The 22,982-nt window shown below is 66.2% G+C and carries 18 protein-coding genes; 5 read left to right on the top strand and 13 right to left on the bottom strand.

From position 1 onward, the window contains the following. Positions 1-16: 16 nt before the first annotated feature. Entirely contained in the window at positions 17-1,552 is a 1,536-nt protein-coding gene (gene betC, locus WS75_RS28480) for a choline-sulfatase (RefSeq protein WP_059685604.1), read from the bottom strand. Positions 1,553-1,754: 202 nt separating this feature from the next. Here betC and WS75_RS28475 point away from each other — a divergent pair, with 202 nt between their 5' ends. Together WS75_RS28475 and purU are read left to right on the top strand one after the other, a co-directional pair. Next, complete coding sequence (locus WS75_RS28475) at positions 1,755-2,681, top strand: choline sulfate utilization transcriptional regulator (protein WP_082729771.1); 927 nt, start codon at positions 1,755-1,757, stop codon at positions 2,679-2,681. A gap of 263 nt (positions 2,682-2,944) precedes the next feature. After that, the gene (gene purU, locus WS75_RS28470) at positions 2,945-3,832 is read left to right on the top strand and encodes a formyltetrahydrofolate deformylase (RefSeq protein WP_059685599.1); all 888 of its coding nucleotides are present in this window, start codon (positions 2,945-2,947) and stop codon (positions 3,830-3,832) included. 146 nt (positions 3,833-3,978) lie between these two features. Here the strand turns inward: purU and WS75_RS28465 are convergent, their stop codons facing one another. The 11 genes from WS75_RS28465 to WS75_RS28415 form a co-directional block, all read right to left on the bottom strand. Continuing rightward, positions 3,979-5,634, bottom strand: a complete 1,656-nt coding sequence (locus WS75_RS28465) for an APC family permease (protein WP_059685597.1) — start codon at positions 5,632-5,634, stop codon at positions 3,979-3,981. 225 nt (positions 5,635-5,859) lie between these two features. Further along, on the bottom strand, positions 5,860-6,723 hold the full coding sequence (locus WS75_RS28460; RefSeq protein WP_059685595.1) for a glycine betaine ABC transporter substrate-binding protein: 864 nt from the start codon (positions 6,721-6,723) through the stop codon (positions 5,860-5,862). A 139-nt stretch (positions 6,724-6,862) separates the two neighbouring features. Next, positions 6,863-8,020 carry a hybrid-cluster NAD(P)-dependent oxidoreductase gene (locus WS75_RS28455; protein ID WP_059685593.1) on the bottom strand — a complete coding sequence of 386 codons (1,158 nt, stop codon included), beginning with the start codon at positions 8,018-8,020 and terminating at the stop codon, positions 6,863-6,865. 30 nt (positions 8,021-8,050) lie between these two features. After that, positions 8,051-9,292: an aromatic ring-hydroxylating oxygenase subunit alpha gene (locus tag WS75_RS28450; RefSeq protein ID WP_059685591.1), complete on the bottom strand. Its 1,242-nt coding sequence runs from the start codon at positions 9,290-9,292 to the stop codon at positions 8,051-8,053. Positions 9,293-9,344: 52 nt separating this feature from the next. Beyond that, entirely contained in the window at positions 9,345-10,130 is a 786-nt protein-coding gene (locus WS75_RS28445; protein ID WP_059685589.1) for a drug:proton antiporter, read from the bottom strand. After that, positions 10,127-11,296: an electron transfer flavoprotein subunit alpha/FixB family protein gene (locus tag WS75_RS28440; RefSeq protein ID WP_059685586.1), complete on the bottom strand. Its 1,170-nt coding sequence runs from the start codon at positions 11,294-11,296 to the stop codon at positions 10,127-10,129. Before WS75_RS28440 ends, WS75_RS28445 begins: the two co-directional genes overlap by 4 nt. A gap of 4 nt (positions 11,297-11,300) precedes the next feature. After that, the gene (locus WS75_RS28435; protein WP_059685584.1) at positions 11,301-13,226 is read right to left on the bottom strand and encodes a (Fe-S)-binding protein; all 1,926 of its coding nucleotides are present in this window, start codon (positions 13,224-13,226) and stop codon (positions 11,301-11,303) included. A 2-nt stretch (positions 13,227-13,228) separates the two neighbouring features. Then, positions 13,229-15,292: an NADH:flavin oxidoreductase gene (locus tag WS75_RS28430; protein WP_059685581.1), complete on the bottom strand. Its 2,064-nt coding sequence runs from the start codon at positions 15,290-15,292 to the stop codon at positions 13,229-13,231. A 74-nt stretch (positions 15,293-15,366) separates the two neighbouring features. Then, on the bottom strand, positions 15,367-15,900 hold the full coding sequence (locus WS75_RS28425; protein WP_059685579.1) for a DUF5943 domain-containing protein: 534 nt from the start codon (positions 15,898-15,900) through the stop codon (positions 15,367-15,369). 139 nt (positions 15,901-16,039) lie between these two features. Next, positions 16,040-17,011: a dipeptidase gene (locus WS75_RS28420; RefSeq protein ID WP_034186088.1), complete on the bottom strand. Its 972-nt coding sequence runs from the start codon at positions 17,009-17,011 to the stop codon at positions 16,040-16,042. 43 nt (positions 17,012-17,054) lie between these two features. Beyond that, complete coding sequence (locus WS75_RS28415) at positions 17,055-18,329, bottom strand: serine hydroxymethyltransferase (RefSeq protein WP_059685577.1); 1,275 nt, start codon at positions 18,327-18,329, stop codon at positions 17,055-17,057. A gap of 9 nt (positions 18,330-18,338) precedes the next feature. Here WS75_RS28415 and WS75_RS33055 point away from each other — a divergent pair, with 9 nt between their 5' ends. Next, entirely contained in the window at positions 18,339-18,605 is a 267-nt protein-coding gene (locus tag WS75_RS33055; protein ID WP_257129470.1) for a hypothetical protein, read from the top strand. Positions 18,606-18,778: 173 nt separating this feature from the next. Further along, positions 18,779-19,804, top strand: coding sequence for a GlxA family transcriptional regulator (locus WS75_RS28410; protein WP_059685574.1), 1,026 nt, complete (start codon positions 18,779-18,781; stop codon positions 19,802-19,804). Positions 19,805-19,859: 55 nt separating this feature from the next. Here WS75_RS28410 and WS75_RS28405 read toward each other — a convergent pair whose 3' ends face one another. Then, positions 19,860-21,272, bottom strand: coding sequence for a discoidin domain-containing protein (locus WS75_RS28405; protein ID WP_059685572.1), 1,413 nt, complete (start codon positions 21,270-21,272; stop codon positions 19,860-19,862). A gap of 284 nt (positions 21,273-21,556) precedes the next feature. Here WS75_RS28405 and WS75_RS28400 point away from each other — a divergent pair, with 284 nt between their 5' ends. Next, positions 21,557-22,978 (top strand): aminotransferase-like domain-containing protein, encoded by a 1,422-nt coding sequence (locus WS75_RS28400; RefSeq protein ID WP_059685570.1) that lies wholly within the window; start codon positions 21,557-21,559, stop codon positions 22,976-22,978. The last annotated feature ends 4 nt before the right edge of the window (positions 22,979-22,982 follow it).

Below are 22,982 nucleotides of genomic sequence, written 5' to 3'. Positions count from 1 at the left end.
CCGCGATGCGGTACGTTCAGCGCCCGACGCGCGGAAAGCGCGCCATCGCTTCGAGCGTGTCGAGTTCGATGTGATTGCGCATGTAGCGCTGGCTTGCGTCGGTGAACGGTTGCCAGTCCCATGCCTGGATGCGGCCCTGCGTCGTCGCGGCGTAATGGAACCGCCGCCGCCGCTGGCTCGCGCGCACCTGGGCGTCGAGTGCCGGCAGGTTCCAGCGCCGCGCCGCCTCCGCACGGAATGCGGCGAGCACGTCGGCAGCTTCGGGCAGACCGGCCAGATTCGTACGCTCGCGCGGATCGTCGGCGAGGTTGTAGAGCTGGTCGGGGTCGGCCGGGCAATGCACGTACTTCCAGTCGCCGCGCCGGATCATCACGACCGGCGCGACCGCCCCTTCCGCGAGGTATTCGCCCAGCGCGACGTCGTGCCCGCTCGCGCCCCGCAGATGCGGCACCAGGCTCGCGCCGTCGATCGCGTCGGGCCAGCCGCCGGCCGGCGCCGCGCCAGCCAGGTCGACGAGCGTCGGCAGCAGGTCGACGTGCGATACCGGTCCGCGCACGCGCGCGGCGTCGAAACGGCCCGGCGCGTGGACGATCAACGGCACGCGGCAGCCGCCCTCGAAGAACGTCATCTTGTACCAGAGTCCCCGCTCGCCGAGCATGTCGCCGTGGTCGGACGTGACGATCACGATCGTGTCGTCGGCGAACCCGCATTGGTCGAGCGCGGCCAGCACGCTGCCGAACTGCGCGTCGACGTAGGACGTCGCGCCGTAATACGCGCGGCGCGCGGCGCGGATCTGCGCGTCGGTCGGCGGCGTGCGGTCGTTTTCGCAGACGAAGCGCAGCCGCTGCGAATGCGGATCGCTCTCGGCCGCATCGAGCCGCACGGCCGGCATGTCGATCTCGTCATCGCTGTACAGATCCCAGTATTCGCGCGTGATCGCATACGGATCGTGCGGATGCGTCAGCGAGACGACCATGCAGAACGGCCGCTCGTCATGCCGGGCCGCACGCTCGCGCGCGACGTCATAGAGCTTCTGCTTCGCCGCGAACGTGACCTCGTCGTCGAAGTCGAGCTGGTTCGTGCGCACGCACGGGCCGGCCTCGAGCACCGAACTCATGTTGTGATACCAGCTCGGCCGCTCGGTCGGGCGGTCCCAGTCGGGCACCCAGCCGAAGTCGGCGGGATAGATGTCGGTCGTCAGCCGCTCCTCGAAGCCGTGCAGCTGGTCGGGGCCGCAGAAATGCATTTTTCCGGACAGCATCGTGCGGTAGCCGCCCGCGCGCAGGTAGTGCGCGAAGGTCAGCGTTTGCGCCGGCAATTCGGCGGCGTTATCGTAGGCGCCAATACCCGACGGCAGCTTGCCGGTCAGCAGCGAGAATCGCGATGGCGCGCACAGCGGGCTCGCGCAATACGCGGCATCGAACACCACGCCTTGCGAGGCGAGCCGGTCGAGCGTCGGCGTGCGTGCAACGCGATTGCCGTAGGCCGGCAACGCGAACGGCGTCAACTGGTCGGCCATCAGGATCAGGATGTTGGGAGTCAGGTTCGTCATCGGCGGTCGTGGGGAAATCGGTGTTCGAGCGGAACGGCGCGACGCCTGGGCAGCGGCACGGCCAACATGACGGACGCAGCGTGAAGAAAGTGCCGCGCGCACCGGCCGCGACTGGCTAGAATCGCGGAAGGATCGGCACGGTGCCGTGCCGTCCGAAGCACTATCCCCCGCCCGAATTCGTGCGGGAAGGCGTCCGGCCCTTATGAGGCCATTAGAGAGACTTATGTCGAAATCCGAACCGTTACCGTCGATGCAGGCGCTGCGCGCGTTCGAATCGGCCGCCCGTCTCCAGAGCTTCACGGCCGCCGCGCGCGAGCTCGGCTCGACGCAGCCGGCCGTGAGCCAGCAGGTGTTCCAGCTCGAGGCCGAACTCGGCGTGCCGCTGTTCGAGCGCAGCCCGCGCGGCGTCACGCTGACGAGCGACGGCCACTGCCTGTACGAAGCCGTGCGGGTGAGCCTCGACACGCTGCGCGGCGCCACCGCGACGCTGCGTGCGCGCCGCGAGCATGGCGCGCTCACGATCGTCACGGATTTCGGTTTCGCGACCTACTGGCTGATGCCGCGCCTCGCGGGCCTGAAACGCGTGATGCCGGACGTCGACGTGCGGGTCGTCACGTCACAGGACTTCGACGCGCAGCGCGACCACGCCGACATCGCGATCCTGTTCGGCGATGGCCACTGGCCGTCGTGCACGGCCGCGCGGCTCTTTCCGGAATCCGTCACCCCGGTCTGCTCGCCCGCGTTCCGCGCCGCGCACCCGCACGTCGCCCGGCCCGACCATCTGCATGCGCTGCCGCTGCTGCACGTGCAGCCGACGCGCCCCGAACGCTGGCTGTCGTGGGCCGGCTGGTTCGACGCGCACGGCCATGACGCGCCGGCCGCCGCGCGCGGCGTGACCTTCAACAGCTATGCGCTCGTGATCCATGCCGCGCTGATCGGCGAGGGTGTCGCGCTCGGCTGGTCGCCGCTCGTCGACGAGCTCGCCGCGTCCGGGCAGCTCGTGAAGCTCGTCGACGCGCCCGTCGTCACGTCGCGCGGCTACTTCCTCGTGCGTCCACCGCAGCGCCCCGAGCCGGACGCGACCCACGTGTTCCGGCGCTGGCTGCTGGATGCGTGCGCACCTGCCTGAACGATCGGCCGGCCGGCCGGAGGAGATGCGCCCGACGCCGGCCGTACCGGCTGCGCTCCTCCGCCCGACGCCCGCCGGCTCGCCCGCACATGAAGCGCCGCCCCCAGTCCGGCCGCGCTGGCGCGCCGATACCAGCCACACGGCGGGTTGGTTCTATCCGCGCCGAAAACGTCCTGATTTACTTGAGTCTCCCGCTACCCGCGTAGCCTGGCGCCCCGGTGCGCCGCCGCGCGGGTTCGCGCCCCACGACTCCGAGGAATTTCATGACCGCCGACTCACGCCCCGATCAATTCGTCCTGACGCTGTCGTGCCCGAGCGCGGCCGGTCAGGTCGCCGCCGTCGTCGGCTTTCTCGAGCGCCATCGCTGCTACGTCGATGCGCTGAACGTGTTCGACGACGATCTCAGCAACCACTTCTTCGTGCGCTGCGTGTTTCATCCGACGGATGAGACGCTACAGATCGACGCGTTGCGCCAGGAGTTCGGGCCGATCGCCACCGGGCTCGGCGGCGGCGGTGAAGGCGACACGCAATGGGCGATCCACGACGTCAATGCGCGCCCGAAAGTGCTGATCATGGTGTCGAAGCTCGAGCACTGCCTCGCGGACCTGCTGTTCCGCTGGCGGATGGGCGAGCTGAAGATGGACATCGTCGGCATCGTGTCGAACCATCCGGATTTCGAGCCGCTCGCCGCGCAGCACGGGCTGCCGTTCCGCCACTTCCCGATCACGGCCGACACCAAGGCGCAGCAGGAAGCGCAGTGGCTCGACTTCTTCGAATCGAGCGGTGCCGAACTCGTGATCCTCGCGCGCTACATGCAGGTGCTGTCGCAGGAAACCAGCGCGAAGCTCGCGAACCGCGCGATCAACATCCATCACTCGTTCCTGCCCGGCTTCAAGGGCGCGAAGCCGTATCACCAGGCGCATGCGCGCGGCGTGAAGCTGATCGGCGCGACCGCGCACTTCGTGACCGACGATCTCGACGAAGGTCCGATCATCGAGCAGGTGGTCGAACGCGTCGATCACGCATTGCGTCCCGAGCAACTGCTCGCGGTCGGCCGCGACGTCGAATGCATCACGCTTGCACGCGCGGTGAAGGCGTTCATCGAACGCCGCGTGTTCCTGAACGGCGACCGGACGGTGGTGTTTCCGTAAGTCCACTCGGCGAGCAGCCAACAAAAAACCCGACCGGCAGCAGCAGCCGGTCGGGTTTTTTATCGCCTGAGGTTCGACGCTTCGCGCGACGGCTCCGGGTGCGGTGTCCGGATTCGTCACGCGCCGCGCGCGCCGTGGTCAGGTGCTCACTTCACCCACGCGAAGTAGTACGACAGCCAGATCGTGAGCCCCGCGCCGACCAGCGCCGCATACGGCATCAGGTTCAGCCACATCGCGCGCTTCGGCACGTCGAGCTCCATGTCGCGCTGCATCTGCGTGGGGAAACGACCGCGATCCTGCCAGTAGTGGCGATAGAGAAACACCGGCACGATCAGCAGCATCGCGATCAGCCCGTTGCGCAGCGTGCCTTCGCCTTGCAGGTTCGCACCCGCGCCGACATAGACGAGGTTCGCGTAGCCGCAGATCGAACCGGCGACGAGCAGCCAGGTCGGGCAGCGGAACGGCCGATCCCAGTTGCCGCGATCCATCCGGTGGATCCAGCCCGATTGAAGGTTCAGGAATACGAACAGCATGTAGCAGACGTTCGAGATCGACAGCACCGTCATGTAGTCCGACATCATCAGCAACACGAGGTTGAAGCCGAGATCGGTCCACATCGCCCGCGTGGGCGAGCCGTGCTCGTTCACGTGCGACAGATACTTCGGCAGCCAGCCGTCGACCGATGCCTGGTACAGCGTGCGCGACGAGCCCATCATCGACGTCATCACGATCAGCAGGATCGACAGCATCAGCATCACGACGACCGCATTCGCGACCCATGCGCCGCCGCCGACGATCTTCGCCATCGCGGCCGCGACGCCGGTGCCGTCGCCGATCGACGGATCGAGCATCGCCTGCGTGCCGAGCGCGCCCTGGAACGCCATCGGCACGAGCGTCATCACGACGAGACACAGCGCGCCCGACCAGAAGATCGCTTTCGCGGTGTCGCGACGCGGATCACGGAATTCACGCGTATAGCAGACGGCCGTCTCGAAACCGTACGACGCCCAGCCGGCCATGAACATCGCGCCGAGCGCCATCGTGACGCCCTGCCCGTTCCACGATCCGAAGGTCGCGGTCGTGAGGTTGCCTTGCGCGTCATGACCGAGCGGCAGCAGCGGGAGCAGGTTCGACATCGGCACGTCGCCGGTGACTAACGGCACGATGCCGACGATCAACAGCGGCGTGAGCGACGCGATGCCGAGGATGCGCTGCGTGCGTGCCGCCTTCGACGCGCCGCTGTGCTGCAGTTTGAACGTGATGAGAAGCAGAATCGTCGCGATGATGAATGTCGCGTTGATTCGAAGGGAAAGACCGGGCTTGATGAACCCGAGGTCCGCAACCTTGAGCTGCCAGTGCAGCACTGCCGCATCGGCGGGAAAGAGACTCGTGAGCGCATAGCTCGCCGCGAGGCCGCAGCCGAGCGCGAGCATCGGCGACCACGCGAGCCAGTTGCACCACACGGAAACCGGGGCAATCAGCTTGCTGTATCGGACCCAGCCGATCGCGCCATACACCGACGCGCCGCCCGATTTATGAGGAAATAGCCCCGATATTTCCGCATAAGTCGCGCTTTGAATCAGCCCCATCGTGATCGCGGCGATCCAGATCGCCCACGCGGGCTGACCGATCGTCGCGCATACGCCGCCGATCGTGAACAGCACGCCTGCCGGCACGCCGCTCGTTACCCAGAATGCGTCTTTCCAAGTCAGGCCACGGTGCAGCGTGTGGCCCGTCGAATCATGTGAGATGGTTGCCTCAACACCACTGGTGCGATTAGCACGCAGTCCTGCCTGATTCATCCAATTCCTCCTCTCGATCAGCGTAAGCGCCTCAGCGCTTACTCCGGTCCGATGCAAAGCAGATGATTCCGCACAAGGGCGCTAGTGTAACAAATAACGCGCATTTTTGCAGAATCGGAAATAGAAAACCGGGATATGGCCGCATGAATTCACGATTATTTCGGATTCCTGCCAACCACTCCCGGCGTATTGTTTTATGATTTCGCGCGACGAATCGCCGCGGTCTTACTGCGCGCCTTCAGTCCACGAATTCACGCGGTCCGCATGCGCCGCAATCCATGCATCGGCGGCCGCTTCCGGCTTCGAGCCGTTCTGGATCGCGAGCATCACGCTGTCGATCTCGCCCGGCTTCCACTGGAACTTCTTCAGGAACGCGACGACCGGCTTGGCCTTCGTTTCGAGCTGCGGGTTCACGACGCTGTCGACGTGCTCCGCGCCGCCGAACACCTTCTTCGGATCCTCGAGGAAGCGCAGCTTCCACTTCGCGAACATCCAGTGCGGCGCCCAGCCGGTCACGATCACCGGCTTGTTCGCGCCGACGGAGCGCGACAGCTCGGCCGTCATCGCACTGCCCGAGCTCGGCATCAGCGTGTAGCTCAGGCCGTAGCTCTTGATCGCTTCGTCGGTCTTGCGCATCACGCCCGCGCCCGCGTCGATGCCGACGATCCGGCCGCCGAAGCTGCTTTTCTCGGCATTCAGGTCGTCAATGCTCTTCGCCTTCACGTAGTCGGGGACGATCAGGCCGATCTTCGCGTCGGGGAAGTTCGCGCCGAGATCGACGACCTTCGCCTTGTATTCGCCCCAGTAGGAACCGTGCGTGACGGGCAGCCACGCGGACAACGTCGCGTCGAGGTCGCCGCGCGCCACGCCCTGCCACATGATCCCGGCAGCGACCGGTACGAGCTGGACCTGGTAGCCGAGCTTCTTCTCGATCACGCGGGCCGCGACGTTCGACGTCGCGACGCTGTCGTCCCAGCCCTCGACGTAGCCGATCTTCAGCGTGGGCTTGGTATCGGCGAGCGCCGACGCGCTCAGTGCCACCATCGCCGACAGTGCGCCGGTCCACATCAGTTTTCCGAACAACTTCATGGTCGATCTCCTTGAAATGCGCACCGTGCGCGTTGTCTCTCTAGGTTCTTCAACCACAATTCCGCGGTATCGTTGTTTTGCGACGGATGCTTGTCCGGGTGCGACGCGACGCCCCCGGACATGCAATGGCTTGTTTTGACTACTTGTCGATCACAAGATCCGACAGCGGCTTGCTGCAGCACAGCAGCACCATCCCCTGATCGATCTCGCGCTGGCGGATGCCGCCGTTGTGCTTCATCTCGACCTGCCCCGACACGAGCTTGACCTTGCAGGTGCCGCACATGCCCTGCGTGCACGACGCCGGCAGCCGCACGCCCGACTGGCGCGCCGCGTCGAGCACGTGCTGCTCCGAGCCGCACGAAATCTCGCGGTTGCTCTTCGCGAAGCTGACCGTGTATTGCTTCGTCGCGACGTCGGCGACATCGGCGCCGTCGGCGGCCTGCACGAGTTCGGCGAGCACGTCGTCGCTCGCGGTCTGCGCGAGCGTTTCGAACGAGAAGCTTTCCTCGTGATACTGCTTGCGATCGAAGCCGGCTTCGTCGAGCAGGTCGCGCACGGCCTTCATGTATGGCGCGGGGCCGCACGTGAAGATCTCGCGCTCCATGAAGTCCGGTGCGATCAGCTTCAGCAGCGGCAGCGTCAGGAAGCCCGTGACGCCCGGCCAGTTGGTGCGTGCGCCGACACGCTCGACGACGAACGACGTGCGGAAATTCGCATGGTTCGACGCGATCAGATCGAGTTCGCGCGCGAAGATGATGTCGTCCGGCGTGCGTGCGCTGTGCACGAACAGGATGTCGCGATCCTCTGCAAGATCATGGTGCGCGCGGCTCATCGACATCAGCGGCGTGACGCCCGAACCGGCCGACAGGAACAAATACTTGCGCGCCGGATGCCGCGCGCACGTGAATTCGCCGGCCGGGCCGAGCACACGCACCGACGCGCCCGGCTGCAGGTTGTCGTGCAGCCAGTTCGACACCTTGCCGCCCGGCACGCGCTTGACCGTGATCGAGATCGTGTGCGGCCGCGCCGGCGACGACGAGATCGTGTAGCACCGGTTGATCGTCTCGCCTTCGATGTCGAGCTCGAGCGTGATGAACTGCCCGGGCTCGAACGAGAACGCACGGCCCTGCGGCGAACGGAAGAAGAAGCTCTTCACGTCGTGGGTTTCCTGCCGCACGTGGCAGCACACCAGCGTTTCCTCGACGTCGCTCGTCCAGCGCTCGGGGAGCGCGTTCCAGAACGCCGGGTGTGTAACCCGGCTGTCCGCCGGCTCGAAATTGGCCGCATCTCGCATCATGTGTAACTCCGCTTGCTGTTCCGCTGACTACTACGCGCCGGTCTTTTCGGCGAGCCGGCCGATGTACCAGGCCGAGAATTTTTCGACGAGACCTTCCGTGTACGGCGAATACGGGCCCGGCTCGTACGCGCTGCTGGTCGCGCCGCGCTGCGAGAACTCGACGAGCGCGCGATCCTGGTCGTTGGTCGCGTTCCACACGGCCGTCAGGTTCTTCACGTCGTAGTCGATGCCTTCCTTCGCATCCTTGTGCACGAGCCACTTGGTACGCACGAGCGTCTTGCCGGCCGACAGCGGAATCACCGAGAACGTCACGATGTGATCGCTCATGAAGTGGTGCCACGAGTTCGGCTGCGTCCAGAACGACAGGCCACCGAGGTCGGCCTGTTCGAACTTGCCGAGCAGCTTCTTCGACGCGACCTTCGCGTCGAGCGTTTGCGATTCGCCGCTCCGGTCGAGCGGCAGGCGCTGCGTACGGAAGCCCGTCACGTCGAGCAGCTTTTCGATTTCGGCGGACGGCAGGCCCATCTCGGCCCACTCCTTGCCACGGCGCACGCAGGTTTCCGCGAATGCGTCCATGCCTTCGGCGTTCGCGTCGGAGCGCTGGTAGCCGAAGCCGTATTCGTACAGCGAGATCGTCAGCTCGGGATGGTTCGCGACGCAGTGATAGCACTCGCGGTTATTCTCCATCGTGAGCTTCCAGTTGCCTTCCTCGATGATGTCGATCTGTGCGGCGATCTTCGTGTTCGGCAGATCGTGCGGCAGCAGATACGGCTCCATCTCGGCGCGCAGCTGCGCGAAATCGACCGGCGGCTCCTCGGCGAGGCAGATGAAGATCAGCCCCGCGAGGTTCTGCACGTGCACCGACTTCAGGCTGTGCTTGCAGCGATCGAACTGCTCGCCCATGTGCTCGGCGAACATCAGCTGGCCCGTCAGGTTGTAGGTCCAGCTGTGGTACGGGCACACGATGTTGCCGACCGAGCCCTTATCCTCGTTGCACAGGCGCGCGCCGCGGTGGCGGCACACGTTGTGGAACGCGCGGATTTCCATGTCGTCGTCGCGCACGATCAGGATCGAGTCGCTGCCCAGTTGCACGGTCAGGTAGTCGCCCGGCTCGGGAATGTCCGGTTCGACCGCGACCTGGATCCAGTGCTGGCGGAAAATCGCCTCCATGTCGAGGGCGAAGATTTCCTCGCTCGTATAGAACGGCGCCTCGAGGCTGTAACCTTCCTTGCGTCGCTCGATCAGTGCACGAATGTCTGCCGATACTTTCATCGTTTGCTCCGGATTCCTTGCGTCCCAGTGTGGTTGCCGACAGGCATCAAAATCAGTAGTCGATGAGCTGATGCTCGCGCAAATACGCGAGGATCACTTGTGCTTTTTCGACTGAACTCCCTTCATTTACGACGTTGCCGCCGCGGCTTTCCGTCGTCGTCGCCGACAGCATCCGGGCATGCCCGGAGCGCTTCTCGGCGGCGACCAGCTTTACGGGTTTACGCTCGATCGGACCCACCTTCCACGCGCTGGCATCGGCATCCGCGCCGGTCGACGTCAGTGCCGGGCGGATCGCCCCGGCCCGCAGCCGTGCATACGCGTAGCGCGGCGCCACGTTGGCGAGCGGGTGGACCGCAACGACGGCAGGCAGCGCCGCATCGACGCGCCGCCGCAACCCTTTCGGCAAGAATTGCCGGACCGCCGCGCGGCCGCCGTCGACCGTCACGTCGACGGCCGCGCCGACGAGCGGATAGCCGAGCGTCGCGGCGACGCGATACGGCAGCATCCCGGTGTCGTACGCGCCCTCGGCGCGGGTGCCGGTCAGCACGAGGTCATAGCCTTCGACGCGCGCGGCGAGCGCACGCGCGGCATCGTCGCCGTCGTGACAGGCCAGCACCTCGACCTGCCGCGCACCGAGCGCGAGGTATTCAGCAAGCGCTTCATTCGCGGGGTCTCCCGCATGGAGCACGTCGAGCTGCGCGCGATGCCGCTCCGCGAGCTGACGGCCGACCTCGAGCGCGGCCGCGTCGTTGCGGCTGTAGCGCGCGGTGCCGCTGACCGGGTGCCGGCCCACGGAGACGAGCACCGCGATGCGTTGCAACTGGCGGGGGGCGTTCATGCTGCGACTCCTTCGGATTCACGGGCGCCGACCGCGGCCGGCGATTGTCCGCGCGACGCGCGCGCGGCCTGCACCTGTTCGATCAGCGCGGCGATCGTCGCCTGCGCGTCGCCCACCACCGTCAGATTCGCGCGCTTCGCGATCGGCGCGCTGCCGTCGAGGTTGACCGCGATCACGTGGCGGCAGTCCTTGATCCCCTGCAAGTGCTGCACCGCGCCCGAGATGCCGAACGCGATGTACACGCTGGCCTCGACCGTCTTGCCGGTCGCGCCCACCTGCTTGTCGCGCGTGAAGTGACCGTTGTCGACCGCGACGCGGCTCGCGCCGATCGCCGCGCCGAACGCGCCGGCGAGCCGCTCGAACGCGCCGATGTCGGACACGCCGTTGCCGGCCGACACGATGAAGTCGGCTTCCTCCAGCGCGACCTGCGCCGCGTCGATTTCCTCGAGGCCGAGATCGCGGTACGGTTGCGCCGCGTCGCCGGCCGGGCGGATGAAGTCGGCGGCCAGGCGCTCGCCGGCACCGACGAACGGCAGTTTTGCTTCGACCGCGTTCTGCGCCAGCAGGATCACGTCGGGCAAGCCGCGCGTCGCGAACGCACGGCCGGCCTGCGCATACGCGCCGACGTGCTTCGCGTCGATCTCGACCACGTGGGTCGCGACGCTCGCGCCGGCGGCCGCCGCGTAACGCCGGCCCAGATCGCCGTCGCCGGTCGCGTTGTCGGGCACGAACACGTGCTTCGGCGCGAGCGCCGCGGCGCAGGCCTGCAACGCTTGCAATTCGCTTTCGGGCGCAAAGGCGCGACGGTCGAAGTCGGCCAGCTCGATCAGCTTGTCGACGCCGAGCTCCGCTGCGTCATCCTTCAGTTCACCGAACGCCAGCAGCGCGACTTCCGTCTGCGCGTCGGCGAGCACCGCGGCGGCGGCGAGCGCCTGCCGCGCGTGATCGTCGAGCGCGCCGCGCTCGGTGTGCGCCACCACCAGCATCACGTGCTTCGGGTCCTGCACCGGGCGGCGCGGCTTCGCGGCCGCGGCGCCGTGACCGTGCGCGGACCACTGCGTGGCGCTCGCGTCGGCGCTGCCTTCCTCGCCCAGCGTGATGCGCTTCAGGCCCGCGGCCGTGATGATGAACGGCCGGCGCGGATCGATTCGTTTGATCGTGTTCATCGATTCACTCCAGCGAGGCGGCAACGAGTTCGGCCACGTCGAGCACGTCGGGGCGCGGGCCCACGACGCCTTCGAGCATCGCCGTGCAGTTCGGGCATCCGACCGCGACCACGTCCGCGCCAATGGCGCGCGCGTCGGCGATGCGGATGTCGGGAATACGCTGCTTGCCCGGGATGTCGGTCAGCGGCGCACCGCCGCCACCGCCGCAGCAGCGGCCGCGCATGCCGTTGCGCTCCATCTCGACGACCTGGATGCCGATCGTCTTCAGCAGCTTGCGCGGCGATTCCGTCTCGCCGTTGTAGCGGCCGAGGTAGCACGGGTCGTGATACGTGGTGCGCTTCTCGCGCAGCGCCTCGACGGCCTTCGGCGCGATCTTGCCGCTGTCGGCCAGCTCCGCGAGGTAAGTCGTGTGATGCTTGACCGTCACGCGCAGCCCGAGCGCGCGGTATTCGTTGCGCAGGCTGTGCATCACGTGCGGGTCGGCCGTCACGATCTGCTTGTACGACAGCGAGCCGAGGGTGCCGATCAGGCGCTTCGCCATCTGCTGGAACGTCGCTTCGTCGCCGAGGCGACGTGCGACGTCGCCGGTGTCGGTCTCGGTCCCGCCGAGCACCGCGTAGTCGACGCCCGCCTTGTTCAGCACCTTCACGAAGGCGCGCAGCGTACGCTGGTAACGCATGTCGAACGCACCTTCACCGGCGACGAACAGCACGTCGACCGGCTTGCCGGGTTGCGCGACGGGGGCGTTCAGGTCGACCGACCAGTCGTAACGTGCAGCCGTGTCGTAGCCGCCCATCGTGCCGGTCTCGCGCAGGTTCGCGAGCACTTCCTGGCCCTTGCCCGGCACCGTGCCGTGCACCAGGGTGCGGTTGCGGCGCATGTCGACGATCGCGTCGACGTGCTCGATCAGCATCGGGCACTCCTGCACGCAGGCACGGCAGGTCGTGCACGACCAGAGCGTCTGCTCCTCGATCAAGCCGGACACGATCGGGCCGTTCGGCTCGCCGCGATGCTGGCCGACCGCGAGGCCCGGCGTCGGGCTGCCGGCGTACGCGGCATCGGTGCCGCCCGCCATGCCGACGACGAGATCCTGGATCAGTTTCTTCGGGTTCAGCGGCTGGCCCGATGCGAACGCGGGGCACGCGGCCTCGCACTTGCCGCACTGCACGCACGCGTCGAAGCTCAGCAGCTGGTTCCAGCGGAATTCGACCGGCTTCGCGACGCCATACTCGTCGTGCTCGATGTCCGGCAGCTTCAGCGCGGTCGGCGGCGTGGCCGTGCCGTTGCCCGTGAACGATTCACGGGTGGCCGCGAAACGTTCCTGGCGCGGGTGGAATGCGAGGTGCAGCAGGCCGGCGATCGCATGCTTCATCGGGCCGCCCTTCGCGGCGCCGACGGTCATCGTGAATGCGCCGACGCCGATCAGCAGCGCGCAGAGCACCGCGAACGCACCCGACATCGCGCCGGCCGGCACGACCATGAACAGCACGAGGCCGAGCGCGAACGAGCCGAGCAGCCAGGGCAGCGCGTTCCACGGGCCGCGCGACAGACGGGCGGGCACGTCCTTCGCCGCGCGGCGGCGCCAGACAAACACCACGCCGACGAGCATCGCGAGCGCCGCGAGGAAGATCAGCTTGTCGAGCCACGGCGAGTAGATCGCCAGGCCGTAGTTGACGAACACCAGCGCGAGCGCGGCGATCGCGCCGCCGGCGGTCGCGACGTGGGTCTTCGCGATGTACGGATCGCGGGCAACCACGTGGTGCAGGTCGACGAAATAGCGCTTCGGGATCGCGAACAGGTTCGCGACGCCGAACGAGCCGGGCGCCGTCGCGCGCCCGAGACGCCAGTAGGACGAGCGCTTCGCGACCGCGAACGCGAGCCCCGCCACCGACAGCCACAGCAGTGCGGTAATGAGGAAAGCCGGATTCATCTTTAGAAATCCTTGACGAGACGCAGCGAGTCGTAGATCGCACCGTGGACGTTGTGCATCGAGATGCAGTCGCCGACACGGAACAGCAGGAAGCGGCCGTTGCCCAGTTCTTCCGACAGGCACGGCTGCGGCTCGGCCGCGAACAGCGTGTGCGGATCGATCTGGCCGCGGTTCACCGACTCCGGCTTGAGCTTCCAGTACAGCTCGTCATTCGGCGACGAACCGTTCTCGATCACCACCTGGTCGACCGCGCGCTCTTCCAGTTCCTCGGTGTATTCGTTGCGCAGCACGGCGATCATCTTGCCGTTTTCCTCGTACACGCGATCGAGCATCGTGTTCGGCGTCGGGATCACGCCGAGCGCATACAGGCGGCGATAGAAGATCGGGAACGTCGTACCGCCGCAATCGTCGGCCACCTTCACGTCGGGGGTCACGACCTCGACCTTCGAGCCGCGGCTCGCCATGAAGTCGGCCACGCCGGCGCCCGCATGGGTGCTCACGCCGTCGAACAGCAGCACGTTCTGCTTCGGCTCGACCTTGCCGGTCAGGATGTCCCACGAGCTGACGGCCAGCCCTTCGGCCACGCCCCAGGCCGGCACCTGCCACGTGAAGCTCGAACCGCCGGTCGCGAGCACGACGATGTCCGGCTTCTCGGCCATGATCATCTTCTCGTCGGCGGCGACGCCCAGGCGGCGATCGACGCCCAGGCGCTTGGTTTCCATGTCGAACCAGCGGATGATCCCGGACATCTGTTCGCGCTGCGGCGCCTTCGCCGCGATCATCACCTGGCCGCCCACTTCGGCGTTCTTCTCGAACAGCACCACGTCGTGGCCGCGCAGCTTCGCGACGCGTGCGGCCTCGAGCCCCGCGGGGCCCGCGCCGACCACCACCACCTTGCGCTTCGGGCCGCGCGACTTCTCGATGATGTGCGGCATCGTCGCTTCGCGCGACGTCGCGGCGTTCTGGATGCAGAGCACGTCGAGGCCGTTGTACTGGCGATCGATGCAGTAGTTCGCGCCGACGCACTGCTTGATTTCGTCTTCCCGGCCGTCGCGGATCTTGATCACCATGTGCGGATCGGCGATCTGCGCGCGCGTCATGCCGACCAGGTCGATCATGCCGTTCGCGAGCAGGCGCTCGGCCTGGCCTGCGTCACGGATGCTCTGCGCGTGCATCACGGGAATCTTCACCACCGACTTGATGCCGGCCGCGAGGTGCACGAACGGCTCCGGCGGCAGCGCCATCGGCGGCATGCAGTTGGCGATCGTGTTGTGCGTGTCGCCGCCCGACCCGACCACGCTCAGGTAGTCGATCAGGCCCGTCTCCGACATCGCCTGCGCGATTTCCTTCAGTGCCTCGTGATCGAGACCGTCCTCGTGGAATTCGTCGCCGCACATCCGCAGGCCGACGCAGAAGTCCTTGCCGACCGCTTCGCGCACGGCCGTCAGCACCTCGATGCCGAAACGCAGACGGTTTTCGAGGCTGCCGCCCCATTCGTCGGTGCGATGGTTCGAACGCTTGCTCCAGAACTGGTCGATCAGGTGCTGGTGAGCGGCGGAGATCTCGATGCCGTCCATGCCGGCGGCCTTCACGCGCTTCGCGGCCGCCGCGAAGTCGCCGATGATGCGGCGGATTTCCTCGATCTCGATGATCTTCGCATTGCCGCGGTGCACCGGCTCGCGCACGCCCGACGGCGACATCAGATGCGGCCAGTGCTCGCCATGGAACGACGAGCGGCGGCCCATGTGCGTCGCCTGGATCATGATCTTCGCGCCGTGCTTGTGCATCGTGTCGGCCAGGCGCGTGAGCGGGTCGATGATCTTGTCGTTCGACAGGTTCACCGACTTCCACCAGCCCTGCGGGCTGTCGATCGACACGGGGCTCGAACCGCCGCAAATTGCGAGGCCGACGCCACCCTTCGCCTTCTCTTCGTAATAGCGGATGTAGCGGTCGCCCGGCAGGCCGCCCGGCTCGGCATACACCTCCGCGTGCGCGGTGCTGACGATCCGGTTGCGCAGCGTCAGCTGGTTCAGCTGCATGGGTTTGAACAGGTGGGGATAACGCATCGCAGGCGACCTCTGGCGTTCGAATGTCTCGTGTTGCGGGTGTTGTTGTGTTGCTGTGTCGTGATGTCAGCGCATCAGTGCGCGATCGGCGACACTTCGAAGACGCAGTGGTCGTGATGCTCGGCCGCACACTGCACTTCCTTCGATTGCGCGCGCGGCGCGCCTTTGCCTTCCGGCGTCGTGTCGTTGACCCAGTCCATCGCGCCGGCGAACCAGCCCGCGAACATGTAGCAGAGCTTGCCTTCCTTGCCCGGCTGCTGGAGCACGAACGACGAGTGGCGCAGCCCGATCTTCGCGCGCGCGCTGGCCGGATCGGCCTCGATGATCGAGAACAGGCCCCAGCCGCGTTGCGACAGGCGCTTCAGGTAGTGCTCGAACACGGCCATGCCGGTCAGCCCGTGCAGCTTCGCTTCCTTGTCGCACCAGTGGTATGCGGACTTGTAGCCGGCCTTGTAGAGGATCTCGGCATACGCCTCGACGCCGAGCGCTTCTTCGACGGCGACGTGATTGTTCGTGAAGAAGTGGCGCGGCACGTACAGCATCGGCAGTGCGTCGGTGGTCCAGACGCCGGTATCGGGATCGACGTTGATCGGCAGTTGCGGTTGCATCGTGGTGACTCCGTGAGGAAAAAAGGCCGCGCGGTTCTGGCGCAGGCACGACATCGTCCGCGTGCCCGCGCTGCGAGCGCGGGCACGTCCCGATTGTTCTTGTGTTGAATCGCGGGCGGCGGTTCGGGTCGGCGGGCGCTTACGCGCCCCACACGTCCTTGAACACGCGCACCCAGTTCTCGCCCATGATCTTGCGGATGCGCGACTCCTTCCAGCCGTGGCGTTCCATCGCCGCGGTCAGGTTCGGGAATTCGCCGATCGTGCGGATGCCGTCCGGGTTGATCACCTTGCCGAAGTTCGTCAGCTGGCGATAGCGGCCCTTGTCGTGCGTCAGCATGTCGAAGAATTCCTTCGCGAAATCCTGCGTGAAGTCCGTGCCGATGCCGACCGCGTCTTCGCCGATCAGGTTCACGACGTAGTCGATCGCCTCGATGTAGTCGTCGATGTTCGCCTCGATCCCGCGCTTCAGGAACGGCGCGAACATCGTCACGCCGACGAAGCCGCCGGCGTCGGCGATTTCCTTCAGCTGTGCGTCGCTCTTGTTGCGCGGATGTTCCTTCAGGCCCGACGGCAGGCAGTGCGAGTAGCACACTGGCTTCTTCGAGAACGCGATCGCTTCCGACGACGTGTTGCCGCCCACATGCGACAGGTCGACCATGATGCCGACGCGGTTCATCTCGGTGATCACTTCGCGGCCGAAGTCGGACAGGCCGCCGTCACGCTCGTAGCAACCCGTGCCGACCAGGTTCTGCGTGTTGTAGCAAAGCTGCACGACGCGCACGCCCATGTCGGCGAACGCCTCGATGTAGCCGAGGTTGTCCTCGAATGCGTGCGCGTTCTGGAAGCCGAGGATGATGCCCGTCTTGCCTTCCTTCTTCGCGCGGAAGATGTCGTCGGTCGTGCGCACCAGCGTCAGCAGTTCGCCGTTGTCGCGGATCTTCTTCTTCATCACGCCGATGTTGTCGACGGTCTTGGTGAAGTTCTCCCACACCGATACCGTGCAGTTCGCGGCCGTGATGCCGCCCTTGCGCATGTCCTCGAACACCGGCTTCTCGAACTTCGAGATGTTCAGTCCGTCGATGATGATGCTGTCCTGATGCAGCGTGCTCATATCTGCCTCTCGCTCAAGTCTCTACTTTTGTGGGGGTCGTCGATCAGTAAATCGGGAAGCGCTCGCAGAGCGCGAAAATTTCGCGGCGCACGCGCTGTTCGGTCGCGTGGTCGCCTTCCGGGTTCGCGCGCAGCGCGTCGAACACTTCGAGAATCAGGCGGCCGACCTCGCGGAACTCCGCGACGCCGAAGCCGCGCGTCGTGCCGGCCGGCGTGCCGAGGCGGATGCCCGACGTGACGGTCGGCTTCTCGGTGTCGAACGGAATGCCGTTCTTGTTGCAGGTGATGCCTGCCCGTTCCAGCGCCTGCTCGACCGGCGCGCCCTTCAGGCCCTTCGGGCGCAGGTCGACCAGCAGCAGGTGGTTGTCGGTGCCGCCGGTGACGAGGTCCACGCCGCCCGCCTTCAGCACTTCGCCAAGCGCCTGCGCGTTCGCGAGCACGTTGTCGATGTAGGTCTTGAAGTCCGCGTGCAGCACTTCGCCGAACGCGACGGCCTTGCCGGCGATCACGTGCATCAGCGGGCCGCCTTGCAGGCCGGGGAACACGGCCGAGTTGATCTTCTTCGCGATCTCTTCGTCGTTGGTCAGCACGAAGCCGCCGCGCGGGCCGCGCAGCGTCTTGTGCGTGGTCGACGTGACGACGTGCGCATGCTCGACCGGGTTCGCATGGCGGCCGGCGGCGATCACGCCCGCGATGTGCGCCATGTCGACCATCAGCTTCGCGCCGACGCTGTCGGCGATCGCACGGAAGCGCGCGAAGTCCAGCGCGCGCGGGTACGCCGAGAAGCCGGCGATGATCAGGCTCGGCTTGTGCTGGTGCGCGAGTTCTTCAACCTGGTCGTAGTCGATCCGCATCGTGTCGCGGTTCACGCCGTATTGCACGGCGTTGAACCACTTGCCCGACAGCGCCGGCTTGGCGCCGTGCGTCAGGTGGCCGCCGGCGTCCAGCGACATGCCGAGCACGGTGTCGCCCGGCTTCGCCAGCGCGAGCATCACCGACCCGTTCGCCTGCGCGCCCGAGTGCGGCTGCACGTTCGCGTAGCCGGCGTTGAAGATCTGCTTCACGCGCTCGATCGCCAGCGCCTCCACCTCGTCCGCGAATTCGCAGCCGCCGTAGTAACGCTTGCCCGGATAGCCTTCCGCATACTTGTTGGTCAGCACCGAACCCTGCGCCTCGAGCACCGCGCGCGACACGATGTTTTCCGACGCGATCAGCTCGACTTGCGACTGCTGGCGCTCGAGCTCCTTCAGGATGGCGCTGCGCACCGGCGCATCGCGCTCGGCGAGGGGCTGCGAGAAGAAAGGCTGGGTGTTCGACATAGTGCGTCCGTGACGAAGAATGATGGGCGTGCAACCGAAGCTCGAGGCCCGCCGTACCTGGGTTTCCCGCGCATCCAGTGCAAGGCTGCCGACGGCTCTATTCTTGTCGTTCGGATTTTCGGCGGATTGATGAATTTAGACGCGTTCTTTGCCTTTTCCGCCATGCGCGTCCGTTTTGTACAAGTGACCGGTCGTGCTTTTTCCGATGACCAGGCAAACCGGCGCGTGCGGTTTATCCACGGACAGGCACTTCGCCGGTGCCTGAGCTGCGCGTGAAGGGTGCAGCGCAGCCCGCTTACGGTGCAGTGCAGCATCCGCTTTCCACCCATACAACGTATGCAGCTAGGGTTTAGCCGTATGGCACGCTTGTTGCGCTCGCTCACACAATACGGCAGCCCGATCCGTGCCTCTCGGGCCAAAAGCTATTAGAGATTCAAGGAACGCCCCCCATGTCGCCCGACCGCACAGCGTCGCTGTCCCACTTCGCGTTCATGCCCTTACCGAACTTCACGATGATCGCGTTCACCAATGCGATCGAGGTGCTTCGGATGGCGAATTACCTGAGCGGCCAGCCGCTCTATCGCTGGTCGATCATCAGCCCGGACGGCGGCCCGGTTACGGCGAGCAATGGCCTCACGGTCGACACGGGCCCGGCCGAATGCGTGGGGCAGCCGGATATCGTATTCGTGTGCGGCGGTGTCGAGGTGCAACGCGCGACCACGCCCGCCCATCTGTCGACGCTGCGCCGCTTCGCGCGCATGGGACTACCGCTCGGCAGCCTGTGCACGGGCACCTATGCGCTCGCGAAGTCGGGGCTGCTCGCGGGCTATGCCTGCGCGATTCACTGGGAAAACATGTCGGCGTTGAAGGAAGAGTTTCCGGACACGCGCTTCCTGAAGGAACTGTTCGTGGTCGACCGCGACCGCATCACGTGCACCGGCGGCGTCGCGCCGCTCGACATGATGCTGAACCTGATCGCCGCGCGCGTGGGCACCGCGCGCGTCACGCAGATCGCCGAGCAGTTCATCGTCGAACACGTGCGCGACACGAGCGCGCAACAGCGGATGCCGCTCGTCGCGCGGCTCGGCTCGGCGAACAAGTCACTGTTCGAAGTGATCTCGCTGATGGAAAACAACATCGAGGAGCCGCTGTCGCGCGAGGAACTCGCACGACTCGCGAACATGTCGCAGCGCCAACTGCAGCGCCTGTTCCGCGAGCATCTCGGGATGACGCCCACGCACTATTACCTGACGCTGCGGCTGCGCCGCGCGCGCGAGTTGCTGCTGCAGACCGACATGTCGATCATGCACATCACGATGGCGTGCGGCTTCCAGTCGGCCTGCCACTTCAGCAAGAGCTATCGCGACGCGTTCGGCGTTGCGCCAACGCGCGAGCGCCGCAAGCAGGTCGCACCGCTCGCGCACGGCGCGGCGGCGACCGCACCGGCGTTTCCGGCTCATGTGATTCACGCGTGACGCGGGCGTGGCGCGATAAAAAAGGCGGCCTCGAAGGCCGCCTTTTTGCTGGTGCTTACGATCCCCACACCTGCATTTCATCGAGCGAGTAACCCCACTGCGTCGCCCGCTTCGTGCCGAGCATCCGCACGTAGCGGCCCTGCGCGTTCAGGTTCGGCAGCGTGACGTGACCGTACGCCACGCCGTTGTTCGTCGAGTAGACCGTCGTCCAGTTCGCGTTGTCGGTCGACGTCTGGATCTGGTAGACGAGCGCACCCGCGTCCCAGTAGAGATCGACGCTGCTGATCTTCTTCACCGCGCCGAGATCGACGGAGATCCATTGCGGATCGACGCCCGCGCCTTCCGGCGAATCCCAGCGCGTGCTCGTCGTGTTGCCGTCGAACGCCTTGTCCGCCGTCAGCGATGCGTTGTAGCTCGCCGACGCAGCAGCCGGACGACCTTGCGACAGCAGCATCGGCTGCGCGGCGGCAGGGCCACCGTAGTAGCTCGAGCCGAGCTTCGCCTTGGTCGTGTCCGCATTCACGCCGAACTGCGACAGGCTCCAGCGCTGGCCGGTGGTCACGTCGCCCACATAGAGCTGATAGCCGCCCGCCGTCGTCGACGAGAAGAACACATAGTTCGTGCCGCTCACCGGCGCCGGATCGGAGTTGTTGCTCATGCAGTCGTTGATCGGCAGCGCGTTCGGCGTCGACGCCGGATCCGCGGTCTTCGCATAGATCTGGTCGGCACCGCCCGTGTCCTTCCAGCGCGCGTAGAACACCATGCCGTCGCCGCGTACGATCGGATAGTAGGTCTGCAGACCGGCCGGATGATCGAACACCACCGTCGTGCCGGTCGCGATCGTGCGCTTCATCAGCCCCATGTTCGAGCCGGTGCCCGTCGCGTAGTAGACGGCGCTCGCGTCCGGCGCGAGGAACGGCATCGAGTATTCGGCGCCCGCCGGTGCGTTGGTCAGGCTCACGACCGACGTAAGCACCGGGCCCGCGCTCGTGTACGACAGCGTGCCCTGCTTCACGTCGCCGTTCTGCTTGAACACGAGCGTCTTGCCGTCGGCGCTGAACTTCGGATCCTCGTTGCGCGTCGCGCCCGTGCTGTTCGTCAGGTTGACCGGCGGCGTGCCGGCGCCGAGCTGCAGCATGAACACGTTCCAGGCGCCATTGCTGATGCCCATGAACGCAAGCCACTTGCCGTCGGGGCTGAACACGCCGTTCATCGGATCGGTGATGCCCCAGCTGCTCTTGCTCAACTGCGTGAGCGTGCGCGCCGAAAAGTCGTACAGGAACAGCTGGCTCGTGCCGTCGCCGTACTTGACGTAGCTGTGATAGACGAGCTTGCCGGTCAGTGCGGCGGGAAACGACGCGTTGGATTGAGTCGGGGGATTGTTGACGCAGGCCGCTTCAGCGGTGCCGCCGAGCAGGTTGAGCGCGAGGCCGCCAACGAGGCCCGCGACGAGGAACTTCGATTTCACGCTGATTGCTTCCGGGTAAGGTGAGGACACTGCGCACCCGGTCCCGCGCACGGTGCGCGGTCGTCACGGATCCGCCGTCGAGGAGCGTGAAGACCGTATCGATCACGCGTCGGGAATGAGACTTGCGAAGAATGCCGGTTCGCTGGTCTGAAGAAAAGGCTCAGAGTCAGTCGAAAACGTGCGTATCAGCGAACTGCCGATGAACGATTGGGGGCGGGATTGAACGCGGCGGACGCCGTGCTACTCTTTTTTCAGCGACGGCCGTGATCGGCCGGAGGCCAGGCATGAAGCGATATGCGGTGCTCGCACAGACGATTGCCGATTCGATCCGGCGCGGCGACCTGCCGCCAGGCGCACGCATCCCGACCGTGCGCGCCGCATGCCTCGCCTATCGTGTCAGTCCCTCCACCGTGTTTCGCGCGTACTACGCGCTCGAAAGCGAGGGCTTGATCGTCGCGCGCGCGCGTAGCGGTTATTTCGTTGCGAACTTCGATGACAAGCGTGTGCGCGCGGGTCACGACACACCGCGCAAACCGGCTGCATCGCACACCGGCGGCGGCGATGCGCTGTTCCAGCTGATCGACTCGCTCAAACGCGACGACATCGTGCCGCTGGGTTCCGCATTCGCCAGCTACTCACTGTTTCCGATGAGCAGCCTGTGGCGATATGCGGCGACGGCCGCCCGCAACATGGACCGCGAGACACTGCTGGCCGGCCTGCCGCCAGGCAACGAAGCGTTGCGCCGCCAGATTGCGTTGCGGTACCTGAACGCGGGCGCGGCGTTGCCGATGGAAGAAATCGTCATCACGACCGGCGCGGCGGAAGCGCTGACGCTGAGCCTGCAGGCGCTCACGCGCCCTGGCGACATCGTCGCGATCGAACGCCCTGCCTTCCCCGCGGTGCTGCAAGCCGTGCAGGGGCTGCATCTGAAGGCCATCGAGATTCCGGTTGACCCGCGCACCGGCCTCGACCTCGACGCGCTCGCCGACGTGCTCGACACGCATCCGGTGCGCGCGTGCTGGTTCATGACCTCGTTCCACAACCCGACAGGCGCGACGCTGCCCGACGAGGGCAAGCGCGGGCTGATCGAACTGCTCGCATCGCACCAGGTGCCGCTGATCGAGGACGACGTGTTCGGAGAACTCCATTTCGACCCGACGCCCACGCGCCCCGCGAAGCTGTATGACGACAAAGGGCTCGTGCTGCATTGCGGTTCGTTCTCGAAGTGTCTCGCCCCCGGTTTCCGGGTCGGTTGGGTCGCGGCCGGACGTTACGTGAAGCAGATCAGGCAGGTGAAGAACACGAGCGCGCCGGCGGCCGACGTGCCCGCGCAGATGGCCGTGTCCAGCTATCTGCGCGACGGCGCGTACGACCGCTTCCTGCGCAGGCTCCGGCTCAACCTCGCGGCCCACCAGGCGCAGATGCTCGCGGCCGTTCGCGCGTATTTCCCGGCCGACACCGAGGTGCATGCCCCGCGCGGCGGCTATTTCCTGTGGATCGAATTGCCGCCGCACGTCAATGCGATGCAGTTGTTCGGCGACGCGATGGAGAATGGGGTCAGCCTCGCGCCCGGGCCGATCTTTTCGATGACGGGCGCCTTTCACCGCTACGTCCGGCTGAACTATGGCCGACCGTGGACCCCTGCCGTCGAGGACGCGATGCGGACCATCGGAAGGCTCGCGGGGCGGCAACAGCAGACGAGGTAGCAAC

The sequence above is a fragment of the Burkholderia sp. FL-7-2-10-S1-D7 genome (assembly GCF_001524185.1).
GTDB lineage: Bacteria > Pseudomonadota > Gammaproteobacteria > Burkholderiales > Burkholderiaceae > Burkholderia > Burkholderia diffusa.
This window is presented reverse-complemented; position numbering and strand designations above follow the sequence as displayed.

Coding starts and splice junctions, on each gene's coding strand:
- betC (WP_059685604.1), bottom strand. CDS start 1,552: ATGACGAACCTGACTCCCAACATCCTGATCCTGATGGCCGACCAGTTG.
- WS75_RS28475 (WP_082729771.1), top strand. CDS start 1,755: ATGAGGCCATTAGAGAGACTTATGTCGAAATCCGAACCGTTACCGTCG.
- purU (WP_059685599.1), top strand. CDS start 2,945: ATGACCGCCGACTCACGCCCCGATCAATTCGTCCTGACGCTGTCGTGC.
- WS75_RS28465 (WP_059685597.1), bottom strand. CDS start 5,634: ATGAATCAGGCAGGACTGCGTGCTAATCGCACCAGTGGTGTTGAGGCA.
- WS75_RS28460 (WP_059685595.1), bottom strand. CDS start 6,723: ATGAAGTTGTTCGGAAAACTGATGTGGACCGGCGCACTGTCGGCGATG.
- WS75_RS28455 (WP_059685593.1), bottom strand. CDS start 8,020: ATGATGCGAGATGCGGCCAATTTCGAGCCGGCGGACAGCCGGGTTACA.
- WS75_RS28450 (WP_059685591.1), bottom strand. CDS start 9,292: ATGAAAGTATCGGCAGACATTCGTGCACTGATCGAGCGACGCAAGGAA.
- WS75_RS28445 (WP_059685589.1), bottom strand. CDS start 10,130: ATGAACGCCCCCCGCCAGTTGCAACGCATCGCGGTGCTCGTCTCCGTG.
- WS75_RS28440 (WP_059685586.1), bottom strand. CDS start 11,296: ATGAACACGATCAAACGAATCGATCCGCGCCGGCCGTTCATCATCACG.
- WS75_RS28435 (WP_059685584.1), bottom strand. CDS start 13,226: ATGAATCCGGCTTTCCTCATTACCGCACTGCTGTGGCTGTCGGTGGCG.
- WS75_RS28430 (WP_059685581.1), bottom strand. CDS start 15,292: ATGCGTTATCCCCACCTGTTCAAACCCATGCAGCTGAACCAGCTGACG.
- WS75_RS28425 (WP_059685579.1), bottom strand. CDS start 15,900: ATGCAACCGCAACTGCCGATCAACGTCGATCCCGATACCGGCGTCTGG.
- WS75_RS28420 (WP_034186088.1), bottom strand. CDS start 17,011: ATGAGCACGCTGCATCAGGACAGCATCATCATCGACGGACTGAACATC.
- WS75_RS28415 (WP_059685577.1), bottom strand. CDS start 18,329: ATGTCGAACACCCAGCCTTTCTTCTCGCAGCCCCTCGCCGAGCGCGAT.
- WS75_RS28410 (WP_059685574.1), top strand. CDS start 18,779: ATGTCGCCCGACCGCACAGCGTCGCTGTCCCACTTCGCGTTCATGCCC.
- WS75_RS28400 (WP_059685570.1), top strand. CDS start 21,557: ATGAAGCGATATGCGGTGCTCGCACAGACGATTGCCGATTCGATCCGG.